Here is a 14902-nt window from a genome sequence, read left to right on the forward strand (position 1 = left end):
AAGCCTAAAACCCCCATATCACATGGAATAATCCATGCAATCTGAGGGTTTTAAATTGGTCAAGATTAAATATTTTACTTAATGCAACACTAGAAGGTTCTTACTCCTACTTTTCTATTTAAAAATATGTTTAATTAAATATCAATTATTCAGCATCTAGTCCTGAAATATTCAACCTAGTTCTTTACCATTTCCTAAAGTCATTACTTAATTTTACAATACTACGAATTAAGTTTGGCGTTACTTAAATAATTCCAATTCCAATAATAGTTTCCTTAATTGATTTTCATATTTAATAACTTCTTCACAATTTTGTCTTATTTCTTTTATTAAATCAAAATATAAATTGAATGAATTAATAAGTGTCTTTGATAATTCATCAATGGATATTTCTTTAAAGAAAGTTTTTTCTAGTTTTTCAAGAAAACATTTTTCCATATCATCTACGTCTCTAAAGTGCTTAGCCGTTTTATTTTCCTGTAATGCTCTTATCTCAATAATTTCATTTCTTAATTCTTCTATTTCTTTAATTACTCTATAGGATTTTTTTCTTTTTAGTGCCATAACTCCATTCTTAATGTGATACCAGATACTATTTAGACTATTTTCAACCCGAGCATTTAAATCAGGTATCTTCCTTTCTTGCCATGTATCATTCAGCTTTTTTGTTATAATACCAGATTTATCATACAGAACATTCCATGATTTTCTCTTTGCTACTAATCTATTTATTGCTAAAACTCCAATATCTAATTCTAAGTAGTTGTTTAATAATATTGCCGATAAAAAATTATTTTCTCCATATTCATTATATAAAATTTTCATTATATCAAAAGTACAAATTATTTTTTCATTAATCTTATCCCAAACTTGTCTTGTTTTCTCTTCTTGACAAATAACTATAGACAAATCAATATCAGACCATTTATCGGTGAAACCTTCAGCTCCAGAACCTACTAAAATCACCCCATCAATATTCTCAATTGATCTACAAATTTTTATTAATTTCTCTAATGCATCTTTCCTGTCAATTTCACTATACATTATTTTCTCCCCCAAAATTAGTGCACCTATAAAATGTTTCTATACTAAAGCATATTAGGGCGCTTTTCGTAACAGTCTACGGCTGAAAATCATCAGCAAAAACAGTATTATCTTTTAAAATAATGCTCAGTACCTTCACCATGCTCAGGATGTTTTAAACAGCTCTTATCTTGAATTTCAGCTGTTTGGCTCTGGTGAAGAGGACCTTTTTACCTATGTAGACGTATTGTTATATGAAGCCGCCGATCTTACCTCAGTAATGCGACTCTAGTTAACTCTTTTCCACCATAAAAAGCTGATTTATACTCATTTATATTAAATCCATAGTCTTTTAATACTTCATTTACCCAAGGATCTTGAACATCAATTTTGCTTGGGCGGTACTCACAAACTAATAATGCTCCATCTTCGTTAAGAAAATCCTTTTTGAGCCGTTCAATGTATTGTTTCTTAAGTTCATCTGGAACATAAACCAGCTCGGTCCTCACATAATCAAACTTCATAGGAGGTATCCAATAAAATGCATTGCCAATAAACATATTGTCAGTAAACCTAGACAAACGCTCCTTTGCTAATGCTACAAGCTTTTCTCCAATATCCAATCCATATGGAGTAATATTTATTCCTATTTCAAATTTCCACTTCATTATACACTCTAATAAGTAACCATTTGCACATCCAATGTCTAAAAAAGTTCCTGATTTGGTAACTAACTCAGCAATAGGTTTACGACACTTTTCCCAACGTTCCTCCGGTCCGGCAAATCCAGACTGCCGCCATGGTTCTTCATAGATTATATAGTCCGCTTCGTAGTTATAAGCATTCTCCTTAAACCACTTCTCCATTTATGGTTACTCCTTTTGTAATATTCTTCTTCAAGCTACCGAATCAATATAGATCTATGATTTTACATAGTTATTATATTTCTGAGAGTCCTATCAAACTATGTATTCTATACTAAAAACTATAAGCCATAAACAATTGATTTTTCATCATTTAAACAACTCAAAATATCACTCCTTGATATGAAAGCATTTGCTTGCGATCCCTAAGAAAGAACCAATCATGTCCCGCTTTTCCATGCTATCATCCTTCATGAAAATTCAAAACCATATTCCCTATTGTACTTAAATACGAAATGTAGCAGCTGATATTCTACATATGTTTGGATTATTAAAGTATCTCCAATTATGCCTTAATATCCTACAGCTGTGGATTAACGTTCCATAATATTAAATTTCTACATATTCCATTTATTACCTTCTTAAATTTAAAAGTAGTAATTTTCTCATTCTTTTTGGTTAAAGATGATTTTATAAAAGTTGTCAACACGACATATCCTATCTGTCCTTTCAAAATCATACACACTATGGTCTATTCAGCAGCATAGGTAAAAAAGACGGTTTCAAAGAGCCAAATGCTTAAACACAGAACCTCGATAACCATTACTTATTAAACGCTTGGCTTCATGCAAGTGCTAATTTTTTTATGGATCACTTGCCGAATTGAAGTTAACTTTTTTTGGAAAAATCCGATATAGTAATTGAGAGATTATATCGGACAGGGAGGACAGTAACCAATGAATATTAATAGTCTATCAGATACTCCATTTTCTTCTTACAAGCAAATGATAACTCAAGGGCATCAGAGACAAGAAAATCAGCCAATAAATAAAGCTGCTGAAGTTATCCAAAATAGAATGAATAACATGGCGGTTGCTTTAGAGTTAAGTAAAGAAGGAGTGCAACAGTTAAAGCTTAGAACCCTAGATAAAGCGAAAAAAATTGAAAAGAGCATTGAAGAAAAATTTGTACTAGCTGACCAAAAACAAAAATTCTTATCCGAGTTAGATAAATCTATAAATAATGTTATAAATGATTTTGACGATTTCATGGAAAAAGTGAAAGATCAAATATCAGATAGCAAAAGTAAGAATTCCCTAGAAGAAAATACTTTCGACCCAGAAAGAGTTCAAGATGATAAACCTATTATAGATTTCTTAGAGAATAACGATATTAGTAAAGAACTTATCGAGGCAGCTAATGCTATAGAAGAAAATATGAGCAGTATCGCTGATATGATCGAAATTGTTGAACGAGCGAAAGCGCAAAGGGAAAATTCAGAATATCAAGAGAAAGACTCTATCACTGATAGGTTAAAAAATGCTGATGTACTTCGTAACTACATGGAGTCTAGACTCGCACTTGGACAGGCATCTGACTTAATTAGAAAAGAACTCTCTCTTCTTAAGTTTGAGATTTCAAAATTGGAAGCTGAAATTTATGATATGCTAGATAGCATTGATGAAAATCAAGAAAAGAACAATTTCCAAATTGCTATGATGAAGAGCATTAAAACTCACGTAAAAGATGAAAAAAAACAATTATCTAATACTTCAGAAGAAAAATAGAATTCGACTCTATCTTTTAGATTTGTCCAACGCAATAATTATTATATATTGATTTTGTGTGCTGCACATTTCTTATAAAATACGCTTACCTTCTAACATTAGCAAATATGTATTTCTCGCAGTAAATACGAGCAGAGTTCAACTCTGCTCTTTGTCATTAGAGTATGTTTAACTTCAGCTAATTCACCATCGCACTTGACTCTCCAATGGAAAAGCCGTTTATTATAATCTATTTACATTAGCATTTTATATTCAGATTTCTTTAGTATAAAAGCAAAAGGACAGAAGTTATTCCTGTCCTTTTACTTTACTACATACTTCTCCATAGTTATTAAGAAACTCTACTTTCAATTTAATGTGTTCATCATATTGATCTTCGCTAATGATCCCTCTATCCTTCATTTTTCCAAGGATATCAATCATTTCAATACATAATAATTCTAAGTCCTTTTCTATTTTATACGCGCTTATACTCATGAAAGACTCCCATCTTCATAAAATCGCTTTTGTTATTCGTACTCTCCGCTAATTGGTACGCTCCGCTACACCATATATTCTATAGTAAGTACGATTATCCTTTATTCTTGACAAGAAAAATGAAAGAATACCAAAAATCTGTAATATTTTGTATTGAAGTATACATCTTGGAGATATATAATGTTTCTATGATTATTTTCCAAATATTGTGAAATAAGGAGTTATGGTATGGATAGTTTAGATCAAATATCCTCCGAAATCGAACAATTAAGAGCTGCTATGAATGAATTGATTTCGAAAGATCCCACACTGACAGACCCTAAAATATTGACACTTAGCCAGGAACTTGACATTAAAATAAATGAACATAATGAGCTTTTAAGAAAGGAAGGGTAGAATTATTCTACCCTTTTACCATTTGAATTTACATTGTTTAATATAAAAGGAGACGATTTTATATTAGATAAATTTGTCTCCTTGTCAATTTGCCTATTTTATGCCCCTGTTTTTATATTGTATTTATTCCATACGTTCATATGGAAACTTCTCATCAATTTCCCATGACTCAACAATTCTGTGGGCTCTGTGCATATCATAGCCCATTCCCATCAAGTATGCAATCAAAGCTACTTCAGTCATTGCATGTCTTTTGTTTGTAAATTCGGCTTCTTTCAATCCATACTCGACTAAAGGACGAACCATCATAAGAAAATGATGTGGATCCATCATAAGCATATGTGGATTTGTCATATAAGGATTAGTCATAGGTCCATAATGATGCATTGGATACGGTTGTCTAAACATATATATTCCCCCTTGTTTTAATGCATATTTTTTATATGCACTCGATATATGATATGTTTCTTTAGACCGTTGTGTTAAATAATTTTCAAAGTTCAATCCATGTCCGTAAGAGATACATTTTGTGAATAAATGATTAATTAAAAATAATTCTTTAGCCTTGACCTTTAAATTTAACTACTTAGTTCAATAAAATAATATTGTAATTACATCTTATTCTGTAACGAATTTCTACTGTATACAACCCATACGCCAGCTAAATAAGCGCCTATCATATTAAATATTATGTCTAGATTTGTATCGATTAGACCATGTTGATGCTTTGATCCAGTAGAAATATCCAAGGCAAATTCGAGGAGTTCAAAATATACACCAGCTGTAATTCCTATTGATGAAACCACAATGAAAGTATAAATCTTTGAATTGGTATTAACATTAATCAGAGCTGTTATGGTTGCATAGAATAAGAGGGAAAAAGCAAAGATTCCAAACAAGTGTAGTCCTTTATCAAACCAGTTGTTCTTTTGATATAAGTTTATATACTGACCGAAGGTAGTATGCAAAATGAAAGTGATAATCAGTAGGATTTTAATGTAGTTCTTTATTTTAAAATGTAGTTTAAATTCCATATAGAGGATAGAAAAATAAACTATGCCTATGATAAGGATATTATATATATACGTATAATCTTCCCTACCTATAAATCCAATTGCTGTGGCTGCCATCACAAGCACAAATAATATATTTAAGAACTTCATAGCCTCACTTCACTCCTTATATACTGCTTTTATTTCTTTCCTTCTAATATATTTATCATTAGCAATGCCAGATATTTTAATCTCAGTAATCAAAAATAAAAAAAGTCGGAGCATCAAGCTCTGACAGTCATATTGCTATTTTTCACTTTCTGATGTTCTCCCTCTTACTCTAACTTTAGGGTAATACGCGTAAATATGTACAATTTATTAGACCTACTATGTCTATATAGTTGTTTTGTAAATCATAACTCTCTATTACCCCTCTTAAACATCGTATCTCCTCCGTAAATCCTCTAGATGAAGGCTTATTGATAATTAGCCATATTCTCTATAGCAACCCAATACTCCTACACAGCAGATACACTCCCTAACAATACTTATTTTTTTCTATAATGAACAAACCTCAATTTATAGCTTACCTTAATAATAATAAAAATGTTATTATGAAAATAATAATTTCGAGATTAGGGGCAGAAGGCTTCATTTACTAGAACAGATAATGAGCATAGATTTTCACTCAATATAAAAGAAAAACACCAGCCTTTAAGCTGGAGTTTTCCATGTTAGAAACGAGTAAATCTATAAGCCGAGTTCTGTATTTGACAGCCATCTTTCTAGATCTACTGTTGCCAGTAGATTCAAGCGACCTACCACGGGACACGGCGGGCAGCCGCTTTTTAGTCCCTACTTGGTCTTGCTCCGGGTGGGGTTTACAGAGCCAACTAGTCGCCTAGTTGCTGGTGAGCTCTTACCTCACCTTTCCATCCTTACCAGATTTCTCTGGCGGTCTATTTCTGTTGCACTTTCCTTGGAGTCGCCTCCACTGGGTATTACCCAGCACCTTGCCCTATGGAGCTCGGACTTTCCTCGTCCGTGAATAATCACGTCCGCGACCATCTGACTTACTCGTTATTTAGTTTTTCGAGAACAAATACTATCTTAGCATATATGCATAGGTATGTCAAAGACCAAATACTGGAATCCTATTCCCTAGCTACTACCCCTATTCACCTTTATGGAGTATTCTTCCGCAATTGTCACAGGTAGCAACTTCTCCTTTTCTGAGCAATGTAAGGGTCATTACAGGCAAATCCATATTGCATCCTGTACAAATATCTTCATTTAATTGCGCTACAGGTCTATTTTTTCTAGCTTTAATATATTCATAAAGGTCCATATCCTTCTTGCTAATTTGAGTTTTCAGTTCAGCCAATTGACTTGTTAATTCCTCAATTTTTTTCTCGATACTCTCTATATTCTTTTGCCGATCGCTTAACATTTTCTTGATCTGCCCACCTAATTTCCGTTCATTACTATAAATCTCTTCCCCATTCTTTTCATAGCTTTCTAATAATTCAATGGCTTTGATGAGATTTCCCTCAGTTTCGGCCACTTCACTTTCCATCTTCTCTTGATCCTTCAACATTATACCTAGTTGCTTCAGATCGTTAATTTTTCCGCCATATAGGTTACCCCTATTTTCCTCTTTCTTTACATTCATTTGCTCCAACAACTGTTCTAAGCGCTTTATATCTATCTGCGTTTCATCAATGCTTATCTTTATATTTTCATACTGTTTCTTTAAGTTCTTATGCTCCTGGATGTTTTCCTGAATTTCTTTTCCATCTGAAAGAATCTTCTTTTGTTTTTTCGCCTCTGTCAATTGTTCCTCTAGTTCTTGTAACCTCCATAATTGCTCTGTTGTTTTCATAAAATCCCCACTTTCATCATAGATTTTCTTTTCATGAGCCTATTTATAATCTTCAGTCAAGCTGGTTGTAGATATAAAAAAGAATAGGCAAAAAAACCTATTCTTAGAGAATTTGAAATGGATTAATATATACCGTTGATGGAAATATATCAATGTTATAATTTAATTGTTTGGACATTTCCTGTAAAGAAAGGGCAATCGTTCTACAAGCAAAATCCTCCGTTTCAAAATGTCCTGCATCGATAACAGCAATACCCAATTGTGCAGAATACTGGGCATCATGATACTTTACGTCTCCAGTAATGAAGCAGTCACAACCAGCTTTGTAAGCATCGTAAATAAACTCAGCACCGCTCCCTGTGCATAGAGCAATCTTTTGAACCCACTGATTGACATCGCCAACTACTTTGATATGATCTAACCCTAGTTTCAATTTCAATTCATCACAAAGCAAAGACAGTTTTATTCTTTCCTTCAACATGCCCTGCCTTCCCATACCAAAGGATTCTATTTCATTGGTTAGAGAAAATATATCGTAAGCTACTTCCTCATAGGGATGAGCCTCTTTCATCTTTTGAATGACAGTCTTCAAATCTTTTTGATTTATAATTGTTTCTAGTCGATATTCTGACACTTTTTCAAGCTTATTTTCTACACCTATATAAGGGTTGCTCCCTTCCAGAGGTATAAAAGTACCTGTACCCAAGGTTTGGTAGGTACAATGACTATAATCACCTATATGACCGCCTCCTGCCTCGCAGATGGATGCCCGTACCACCTCAATATGGGTTTCTGGTACAAATACCACTAGCTTGTAAAAGATCTCATCATATGATTTCTTTAATAATTCCACCCCTTCTAGATTCAATGCTTGAGCAACAACATCATTGGTTCCGCCTGCAGCTACATCTAAATTTGTATGGGCACAGTAAAGAACTATATCATGCTGAATCAACCTATAAAGCATTCGGCCGATAGGATCACGAGTACAGATTGACTTTATTGGCTTAAAAATCAAAGGATGATGGGAAACAATCATATCCACCCCTTTTTCAATAGCCTCATCAATTACAGCCTCCGTCACTTCTAAGCAAACCATAACCTTATGTACATCTTTATCAGTACCGCCTATTTGCAGACCTACATTGTCCCATGATTCTGCCAAGTAAGTAGGGGCAAGTCTCTCTATTAAGTTTATGACTGTTTTACATTGTTCAGGCATGACAACACCTCTTCCAGTTTTTCAACCTTTTGAAGACACATGTTTCGTTTTTCATTAGCAATCTCACTGTTTTGTCCAGCAAGTTGACTAAGAATTTCATTATACTTCTTTAGATGCTTACGGATAAACTCAATCAAGAGCGGATCATTATTTTCAATAAGCTTTTCTCCAAGCTCATAATAAATATCATCTATAACAGATTGTATTCCTTTTTTTACAACCATGACCTCATAGATTCGATGATCTTCTTTTACAAGACCTTCATTCACAATCATGAAACCATTATTTAGAAGCCATCGTCTTAAATCATCCTGGGCGACCATGGGCTGAAGGACAAAGGTATCTATAGATGAAGTAATCGCTGGATGAGCAGTCAAAATATCTCTAATCAGCAATCCTCCCATGCCAGCAATAATAACGGTATCTACTTCACCGGGATGTAAAATCTCCAATCCATTTCCCAGCCTCGTTTCAATATAATTCTCCATATGATGCAAAGCGATATTCTTTTGTGCACTTTGCAGTGGACCATTATTTACATCTGCGGCGATAACTCTTTTGGCAATTTTATTTTTAATTAAATACACTGGTATATATGCGTGGTCCGTTCCAATATCTGCTACAACAGTATTCTGAGGTATAAGCTTAGCAATTGTTAAAAGCCTTGGTGTTAACTTCATAAAATCCCTCGCTATATTATTTATTATATCATATCTTTTTCACGATTCCCTATGTAGATTTGGCAAACTTTCTACAAAATGAAATAAATCTGCGTAGCTTCCTTTATAATCTGCAATAATTTCCATATTACTTCTATTGATGATATTATCCTCAACTAAAAAAGTTTTCATTCCTAGCTGGGCGGCTATTAAATCCTCTTGAACATCATTTCCTATCATCAGACATTCTTCTGGACCTTTATCGATCTTCGAAAGTATCTCTTCATAGAATTCTATATGGGGTTTACAAAAATGCATGGTCTCATAATCTGTGATTAGATCAAAATCTTCGGGGTCAAGGCCTGCCCAATGAATACGATGGAGAATTGCTTGCCGCGGAAACAAAGGATTCGTTGCCACAACTAGGGTATAGCCTTTTTCCTTAAGCAAATGAATCATTTCCTTCATTGCATGTAACGCTTGGGTAGTGCTTTTTAATTCCTTAAACTCTATTCTATAAAATTCATCTAGGATAGGAGCAATCTCATCTAGCGTTTTTTGGATTCTAGGACAAAAGTCCTCCATAAACACCTCTTCATTGGTTTTATTGGAGTCTTTATTTCCAACCATATATTCTGTAGATTGCAAAAGCGCTTTCTTGAATAAGTTTTCTTCTGCTATATAGACACACTTTTTAGAGAGAGTATCAAGGTATTGTCCCAAAAACCGCTCCATATCAATCGGTAGTAAGGTTCCATCTAAATCGAAAAGAATTGTGTTCATGATCACTGACATCCTTTCTCCAAAAATTCTCATGATAATTTCTTTCTTTCAACAAAAAATAACGCTAGGAGGTGTTTTTCATGAATGAAAAGAAAACGCAACATTCTCGCGACACAGCTCCTACTCGAAATTTTATCGGGTTCAAATGGGGTGGAACAACAACTGAATGGGAAGAAGAAGCAGATCAATTCATGAACTGTCTTCAAGATCAATTGGATGCCAATGAAAGTGACGCTACCAAAGAAAAGAAAATAGAGTATGGAAAACAAAAGCAGTATTGGTAGTTTTCCTTACCCTAGAAAGCGGCCCATATCTAAATTGTATTGTTCTCACAGGTAAATCTTCGTATTTCCATCAATTATAAAGATTCGCTTAAGTAAGCGAATCTTTATTCTAGATAATCCTTTAGTTTCTTACTTCTACTTGGATGTCGAAGCTTCCTTAGTGCCTTCGCTTCAATCTGCCTTATTCTTTCCCTAGTAACATCAAATTTCTTGCCTACTTCTTCCAAGGTTCTTGCACGACCATCATCCAATCCAAATCTTAGTCGTAAAACCTTTTGTTCCCTAGGTGTCAATGTATCCAACACTTCTATTAGTTGTTCCTTTAACATGGAGAAGGCTGCTGCCTCTGCAGGAGCTGGCGCATCATCATCAGGTATAAAGTCTCCTAAATGACTATCTTCCTCTTCCCAAATAGGTGTTTCTAAAGACACTGGCTCTTGAGAAATCTTTAGAATCTCTCTTACCTTTTCAACAGGAAGATCCATTTCCTTCGCAATCTCCTCAGGTCTTGGCTCCCTGCCAAGTTCTTGTAAGAGTTGTCTTGAAACCCTAATTAGTTTATTTATCGTTTCTACCATATGCACTGGTATTCTGATAGTTCTTGCCTGGTCTGCAATGGCTCTTGTAATGGCCTGTCTAATCCACCAAGTAGCATAAGTACTAAATTTAAACCCTTTTCTGAAATCAAACTTTTCTACTGCTTTAATCAGTCCTAGGTTTCCTTCCTGAATCAAATCTAAAAATAGCATTCCTCTACCTACATATCTCTTCGCAATACTTACGACAAGACGAAGATTCGCTTCACACAGCCTGCGCTTTGCTTCCTCATCTCCCTGTTCCATCTTCTTTGCCAGTTCAATTTCTTCTTCAGCAGAAAGCAGAGGAACCTTTCCGATCTCTTTAAGATACATTCTTACTGGATCATCTATATTAATTCCCTTTGGGATAGAGAGGTCTAGGTCTACAATTTCTTCTGTTTCTGGAATATCTTCTATTTCGATTTCTGGATCTTGCTCTCCCACAATATCGATCCCCATTGAAGCCAAGTTATCATAAACTTCTTCAACTTGTTCTTTATCTAAATCAATTTCTTCCAATGTATCCATGATTTCATTATAGGTTAGCATACCTCTTTTTTTGCCTTTGTCAATTAAATCCTTAACCGTTTCTATATTGTTATCTATGTTTTTGCTCATTGTGCTTCCCTCCTTCCCCAAACGTTACAGCTTCTTTAATTCCTTTAAAATTTTCTCCAAATCTGTACATAATTCCCTGATCCTCACTATTTCCTCTTGAGATTTATTTTCTTTCTTTTCTAATTTGCTTAATTCCATCTCTATGCTTCTTTTTTCTTCTTTCAATCTATGATTATGAATTGTATTTATGAAATCCATCAGAGCTTTCTCCAAATGATCTTCTGAAATAACAACTTGATGAATATCTCCCAATGTTTTAATCTCTTCGATATCTAAATGATTTAGCAGCATATCCATATCAACATTTTGTTCTTGAACGCTATATAACTCATAGATAACCTTTGCAATTTTCTTGTTTGTGGAATCTGTAAAATCTTCATATCCAATGGCTATTTTTATTTTTGAGTAAGTTTCCCTATTTTGTATCATCAATTTTAGAAGACTTCTCTCGGCCTCTAGATATCCTTGCTTTTGAGCAGGTTGAACAGACTGCACATTATACTTATTAGTATACCTATCAGGCTTACTTCTATACTTATCTCTATTTTGAATAGATTTCTGTATAGGACTCGATGGATTATAGACATTATTACCAAATATTTCCCTTTTTATAGCCTCCTCTGAAATCTGTGATTCCATTGCAACTTTCTTTATATAGGCATCTACCTCCACGGGACTTTTTACTTGCTTTAATAACTCCGCCACAGCCTTAACAAACTTAACTTTTCCGTCAGTTGCTGAGAGGTTATTTTCCATTTTTGCCAACAGGATTTTATAATCTATTAAAGGTAATGCTCCTTCAACTTCCTTTAAAAAAGCATCTTTTCCTTTTTGTTTAATAAAATCATCGGGATCCTTTGCTTCTGTCAATCGAACAACCCTTACTTTGCAATCTAGCTCGCCTAATACATCAAGTCCTCTTAATGTGGCCTTTTGACCAGCAGCATCAGAATCATATGCGATGATAATTTCATCACTATAGCGTTTTAAAAGTTCTCCCTGGCTCCTCGTCAATGCAGTTCCTAAAGAAGCCACTACATTTTTGATATCGTGCTGATAAAGGGAAATTACGTCCATATATCCTTCTACAACGATAATACGTTTATCTTTTCCTATTTCCTTTTTGGCTAAATTTAAACCAAAAAGATTGTTTCCCTTGTTAAATACAGGTGTCTCTGGAGAATTTAGATATTTGGGCAAACTATCATCCAATGCTCTTCCACCAAAACCAAGAACATTTCCCGTAGTATTAATAATGGGAAAGATGACTCGATTTCTAAATCGATCATAAAAACCATCTTTTGATTTTCTTTCTAAAACCAAACCTGCCTGATAAATTAGTTCTTGATCATAGCCCTTTTTTAGTAAATACATATTCAATGCTTCCCATTGATCTTCTGCATACCCTAGGCCAAACTTCTTTATAATATTTTCCTGCAAACCTCTTTTCCTAAAATAGGCAAATCCGGAATTCTTTTCTTTCGACAAATTTCTGTAATAAAATAGTGCTGCTTCCCTATTGATTTCATATATTTTATTTTTTCTACTTATTTCTTCTTTTTCCTGCTTTGTAGATGATATTTCCTCAACATGAATTCCTACCCATTGTCCCATCAAGGTTACAGCATCGATAAAATCTAGGTTTTCAACTTTCATAACAAAATTAATGACATTACCAGCTTCTCCACATCCAAAACAATGATATAATTGTTTCTCTTCAGATACCATAAAGGAAGGTGTTTTCTCATGGTGAAAGGGACACAATCCTTTATGATTTCTCCCGCTTTTGTTCAACTGAATGTATCTGGAAATGACATCCACGATCTCATTTCGGCTTCTAATTTCTTCGATTATATCTTCATTTAAATGTATGCTCATTTTCATCACCTATATAATCCTTATAGTATTGTTTCTCCATTCATGCAAAATTTCCTTCTATAAAGAAATTTTTCATTCGATCTATTCGAAGGGATTATATTGTGCCTCATATATAAGTTTGTCCAGACCCTGAATAAAGTGGAGATCATCTTCCTTTCCATGCTTAGAAGGTCCTTTTACTCTTCCTCCGCCCTTCCGAATCTGTTGTCCAATGTATCTTTGCATCATTAATCGGTCAATATTTTCAAGATTATAAATCAAACCTCGACTCGATATGCAAAATGCTCTTTTCATCAAAACCATCGAAGCAAGTCCATAGTCATCGGTAATGACCACATCATTTTTATTCACTCTATTCACAATGGTCATGTCGACAGATTGATCCCCACTGTCCACAATAAGGTATCTTGAATACCCGTCTTCTTTTGTAATATGGCATATGCTTGCAACCATGACAACTTCAATATTATATTTTCGTGCTATCTGAACCGTTTCTTTCTTAACAGCACATGCATCAGCATCCACATAGATTATCATTAAATTTTACCATCCTATCCAATGGCGAACTTCATAATTCGACACATATCATCCATATTCCTTCTATTCCTTGACCAAAACGCAAATCCGAAATTTTCAGAAACCTTACTTCCACACTTCCGGTACATAAATCTCCATATATCGATTAATTACATATCTATCCGTCATCCCTGCAATATAATCCTTTACAATCTCATTGATATTATTGTTTTCCATTCTTTCTTGAAGCTCTAAAGGTATTGTCTCTGGATGAGCTATGAAATAATTATACAATTGCTGGATAATGTACTGGGCCTTTTCTTCTTCTTTTTTCGCTTTTTGGCTTAAATATACGTTTTCGAACATAAACTGTCTCAATTTATTTGTATAATAAAGGGTTTTTTCGCTCATATCGATCCTTGGTTTCTCAAAACTATGATAGATCACATCCATAATCATGTTGTTTATTCTCTGACTGTGATTCTCTCCCAAATTTTCTATACAATCCTTAGGTAATCTAGCACTCGTAAGTACATTACCTCGAATTGCATCATCTATATCATGGTTAATATAAGCAATCCGATCGCTTAGTCTTACAATCTGTCCTTCAAGGGTAGCTGGATCTATATCTCCAGTATGATTTCGTATACCATCGCGAACCTCAAACGTCAAATTTAATCCCCAACCATGTTTTCCCTTTTCAATGCAATCAATAACTCTTAGGCTTTGTTCATTATGTTTAAATCCATCGGGATGTATTTTATCTAATATTTTTTCCCCGCTATGACCGAAAGGAGTATGGCCCAAATCATGTCCCAAGGAAATTGCCTCTGCTAGATCTTCATTTAATAGCAGCGCCCGTGCGATGGTACGAGAGATCTGCGCAACTTCTAATGTATGGGTTAATCTCGTGCGATAATGATCACCTTCAGGAGACAAAAACACTTGAGTTTTATGCTTCAACCTTCTAAATGCTTTCGAATGCAAGATCCTATCTCGATCTCGCTGATATTCCGTTCGTATAGAGCATTTTTCCTCTTCAATAAGTCTTCCCTTGGTATTACTAGATTTAGATGCAAATTGTGAAAGTCTTTCTTCTTCAAACCTTTCAGTGATCTCTCTAAATCTCATCGTTCTACCTCACTTTTTGTTAATAAATATTT

At 34.2% G+C, this 14902-nt stretch carries 16 protein-coding genes and 1 other RNA gene; 3 read left to right on the forward strand and 14 right to left on the reverse strand.

What is annotated here, in order from left to right:
• Nucleotides 1-240 precede the first annotated feature (240 nt).
• Together HNQ80_RS19635 and HNQ80_RS19640 are read right to left on the reverse strand one after the other, a co-directional pair.
• On the reverse strand, nucleotides 241-1044 hold the full coding sequence (locus HNQ80_RS19635) for a nucleotidyltransferase domain-containing protein (RefSeq protein WP_184312396.1): 804 nt from the start codon (nucleotides 1042-1044) through the stop codon (nucleotides 241-243).
• Between the two features lie 248 nt (nucleotides 1045-1292).
• Nucleotides 1293-1889, reverse strand: coding sequence for a class I SAM-dependent methyltransferase (locus HNQ80_RS19640; protein WP_184312397.1), 597 nt, complete (start codon nucleotides 1887-1889; stop codon nucleotides 1293-1295).
• 734 nt (nucleotides 1890-2623) lie between these two features.
• Here HNQ80_RS19640 and HNQ80_RS19645 point away from each other — a divergent pair.
• Complete coding sequence (locus HNQ80_RS19645; protein ID WP_184312398.1) at nucleotides 2624-3454, forward strand: hypothetical protein; 831 nt, start codon at nucleotides 2624-2626, stop codon at nucleotides 3452-3454.
• A 288-nt stretch (nucleotides 3455-3742) separates the two neighbouring features.
• On the opposite strand, the gene HNQ80_RS19650 is transcribed toward HNQ80_RS19645, so the two are convergent.
• Nucleotides 3743-3931, reverse strand: a complete 189-nt coding sequence (locus tag HNQ80_RS19650; protein ID WP_184312399.1) for a hypothetical protein — start codon at nucleotides 3929-3931, stop codon at nucleotides 3743-3745.
• A 228-nt stretch (nucleotides 3932-4159) separates the two neighbouring features.
• Between HNQ80_RS19650 and HNQ80_RS19655 the strand changes: the two genes are divergently transcribed.
• The gene (locus HNQ80_RS19655) at nucleotides 4160-4327 is read left to right on the forward strand and encodes an aspartyl-phosphate phosphatase Spo0E family protein (protein ID WP_184312400.1); all 168 of its coding nucleotides are present in this window, start codon (nucleotides 4160-4162) and stop codon (nucleotides 4325-4327) included.
• Nucleotides 4328-4450: 123 nt separating this feature from the next.
• Here the strand turns inward: HNQ80_RS19655 and HNQ80_RS19660 are convergent, their stop codons facing one another.
• The 7 genes from HNQ80_RS19660 to HNQ80_RS19690 all read right to left on the reverse strand — a co-directional run bounded on the left by HNQ80_RS19660 (nucleotide 4451) and on the right by HNQ80_RS19690 (nucleotide 9865).
• Nucleotides 4451-4735 carry a hypothetical protein gene (locus tag HNQ80_RS19660; protein ID WP_207727111.1) on the reverse strand — a complete coding sequence of 95 codons (285 nt, stop codon included), beginning with the start codon at nucleotides 4733-4735 and terminating at the stop codon, nucleotides 4451-4453.
• A 203-nt stretch (nucleotides 4736-4938) separates the two neighbouring features.
• Nucleotides 4939-5490, reverse strand: coding sequence for a hypothetical protein (locus HNQ80_RS19665; RefSeq protein WP_184312401.1), 552 nt, complete (start codon nucleotides 5488-5490; stop codon nucleotides 4939-4941).
• Between the two features lie 566 nt (nucleotides 5491-6056).
• An RNA gene (rnpB, locus tag HNQ80_RS19670) (RNase P RNA component class A) lies at nucleotides 6057-6399 on the reverse strand.
• A 94-nt stretch (nucleotides 6400-6493) separates the two neighbouring features.
• Nucleotides 6494-7201 (reverse strand): zinc ribbon domain-containing protein, encoded by a 708-nt coding sequence (locus tag HNQ80_RS19675; RefSeq protein ID WP_184312402.1) that lies wholly within the window; start codon nucleotides 7199-7201, stop codon nucleotides 6494-6496.
• Nucleotides 7202-7304: 103 nt separating this feature from the next.
• On the reverse strand, nucleotides 7305-8423 hold the full coding sequence (locus tag HNQ80_RS19680) for a Nif3-like dinuclear metal center hexameric protein (protein WP_184312403.1): 1119 nt from the start codon (nucleotides 8421-8423) through the stop codon (nucleotides 7305-7307).
• Nucleotides 8396-9103 (reverse strand): tRNA (adenine(22)-N(1))-methyltransferase, encoded by a 708-nt coding sequence (locus HNQ80_RS19685; RefSeq protein ID WP_184312404.1) that lies wholly within the window; start codon nucleotides 9101-9103, stop codon nucleotides 8396-8398. The genes HNQ80_RS19680 and HNQ80_RS19685 overlap by 28 nt, the downstream gene beginning before the upstream one ends.
• A 39-nt stretch (nucleotides 9104-9142) precedes the next feature.
• Nucleotides 9143-9865 carry an HAD family hydrolase gene (locus HNQ80_RS19690; protein WP_243183430.1) on the reverse strand — a complete coding sequence of 241 codons (723 nt, stop codon included), beginning with the start codon at nucleotides 9863-9865 and terminating at the stop codon, nucleotides 9143-9145.
• Nucleotides 9866-9945: 80 nt separating this feature from the next.
• Between HNQ80_RS19690 and HNQ80_RS19695 the strand changes: the two genes are divergently transcribed.
• Nucleotides 9946-10149 (forward strand): hypothetical protein, encoded by a 204-nt coding sequence (locus HNQ80_RS19695; RefSeq protein WP_184312405.1) that lies wholly within the window; start codon nucleotides 9946-9948, stop codon nucleotides 10147-10149.
• A gap of 104 nt (nucleotides 10150-10253) precedes the next feature.
• Here HNQ80_RS19695 and rpoD read toward each other — a convergent pair whose 3' ends face one another.
• From rpoD to HNQ80_RS19715, 4 genes are all read right to left on the reverse strand, one after another.
• Nucleotides 10254-11345 (reverse strand): RNA polymerase sigma factor RpoD, encoded by a 1092-nt coding sequence (gene rpoD / locus HNQ80_RS19700; RefSeq protein ID WP_184312406.1) that lies wholly within the window; start codon nucleotides 11343-11345, stop codon nucleotides 10254-10256.
• A gap of 24 nt (nucleotides 11346-11369) precedes the next feature.
• Nucleotides 11370-13223, reverse strand: a complete 1854-nt coding sequence (gene dnaG, locus HNQ80_RS19705) for a DNA primase (protein WP_184312407.1) — start codon at nucleotides 13221-13223, stop codon at nucleotides 11370-11372.
• A gap of 81 nt (nucleotides 13224-13304) precedes the next feature.
• Nucleotides 13305-13760 carry a YaiI/YqxD family protein gene (locus HNQ80_RS19710; RefSeq protein ID WP_184312408.1) on the reverse strand — a complete coding sequence of 152 codons (456 nt, stop codon included), beginning with the start codon at nucleotides 13758-13760 and terminating at the stop codon, nucleotides 13305-13307.
• Between the two features lie 105 nt (nucleotides 13761-13865).
• Nucleotides 13866-14870 (reverse strand): deoxyguanosinetriphosphate triphosphohydrolase, encoded by a 1005-nt coding sequence (locus HNQ80_RS19715; protein ID WP_184312409.1) that lies wholly within the window; start codon nucleotides 14868-14870, stop codon nucleotides 13866-13868.
• Nucleotides 14871-14902 lie beyond the last annotated feature (32 nt).

The sequence above is a fragment of the Anaerosolibacter carboniphilus genome, from assembly GCF_014205875.1.
In the GTDB taxonomy this organism is placed as follows: domain Bacteria; phylum Bacillota; class Clostridia; order Peptostreptococcales; family Thermotaleaceae; genus Anaerosolibacter; species Anaerosolibacter carboniphilus.

What these genes read in the sequence shown, in the direction of transcription:
- HNQ80_RS19635 (WP_184312396.1), bottom strand. Translation starts at nt 1,044, where the DNA reads ATGTATAGTGAAATTGACAGGAAAGATGCATTAGAGAAATTAATAAAA.
- HNQ80_RS19640 (WP_184312397.1), bottom strand. Translation starts at nt 1,889, where the DNA reads ATGGAGAAGTGGTTTAAGGAGAATGCTTATAACTACGAAGCGGACTAT.
- HNQ80_RS19645 (WP_184312398.1), top strand. Translation starts at nt 2,624, where the DNA reads ATGAATATTAATAGTCTATCAGATACTCCATTTTCTTCTTACAAGCAA.
- HNQ80_RS19650 (WP_184312399.1), bottom strand. Translation starts at nt 3,931, where the DNA reads ATGAGTATAAGCGCGTATAAAATAGAAAAGGACTTAGAATTATTATGT.
- HNQ80_RS19655 (WP_184312400.1), top strand. Translation starts at nt 4,160, where the DNA reads ATGGATAGTTTAGATCAAATATCCTCCGAAATCGAACAATTAAGAGCT.
- HNQ80_RS19660 (WP_207727111.1), bottom strand. Translation starts at nt 4,735, where the DNA reads ATGTTTAGACAACCGTATCCAATGCATCATTATGGACCTATGACTAAT.
- HNQ80_RS19665 (WP_184312401.1), bottom strand. Translation starts at nt 5,490, where the DNA reads ATGAAGTTCTTAAATATATTATTTGTGCTTGTGATGGCAGCCACAGCA.
- HNQ80_RS19675 (WP_184312402.1), bottom strand. Translation starts at nt 7,201, where the DNA reads ATGAAAACAACAGAGCAATTATGGAGGTTACAAGAACTAGAGGAACAA.
- HNQ80_RS19680 (WP_184312403.1), bottom strand. Translation starts at nt 8,423, where the DNA reads ATGCCTGAACAATGTAAAACAGTCATAAACTTAATAGAGAGACTTGCC.
- HNQ80_RS19685 (WP_184312404.1), bottom strand. Translation starts at nt 9,103, where the DNA reads ATGAAGTTAACACCAAGGCTTTTAACAATTGCTAAGCTTATACCTCAG.
- HNQ80_RS19690 (WP_243183430.1), bottom strand. Translation starts at nt 9,865, where the DNA reads ATGAACACAATTCTTTTCGATTTAGATGGAACCTTACTACCGATTGAT.
- HNQ80_RS19695 (WP_184312405.1), top strand. Translation starts at nt 9,946, where the DNA reads ATGAATGAAAAGAAAACGCAACATTCTCGCGACACAGCTCCTACTCGA.
- rpoD (WP_184312406.1), bottom strand. Translation starts at nt 11,345, where the DNA reads ATGAGCAAAAACATAGATAACAATATAGAAACGGTTAAGGATTTAATT.
- dnaG (WP_184312407.1), bottom strand. Translation starts at nt 13,223, where the DNA reads ATGAGCATACATTTAAATGAAGATATAATCGAAGAAATTAGAAGCCGA.
- HNQ80_RS19710 (WP_184312408.1), bottom strand. Translation starts at nt 13,760, where the DNA reads ATGATAATCTATGTGGATGCTGATGCATGTGCTGTTAAGAAAGAAACG.
- HNQ80_RS19715 (WP_184312409.1), bottom strand. Translation starts at nt 14,870, where the DNA reads ATGAGATTTAGAGAGATCACTGAAAGGTTTGAAGAAGAAAGACTTTCA.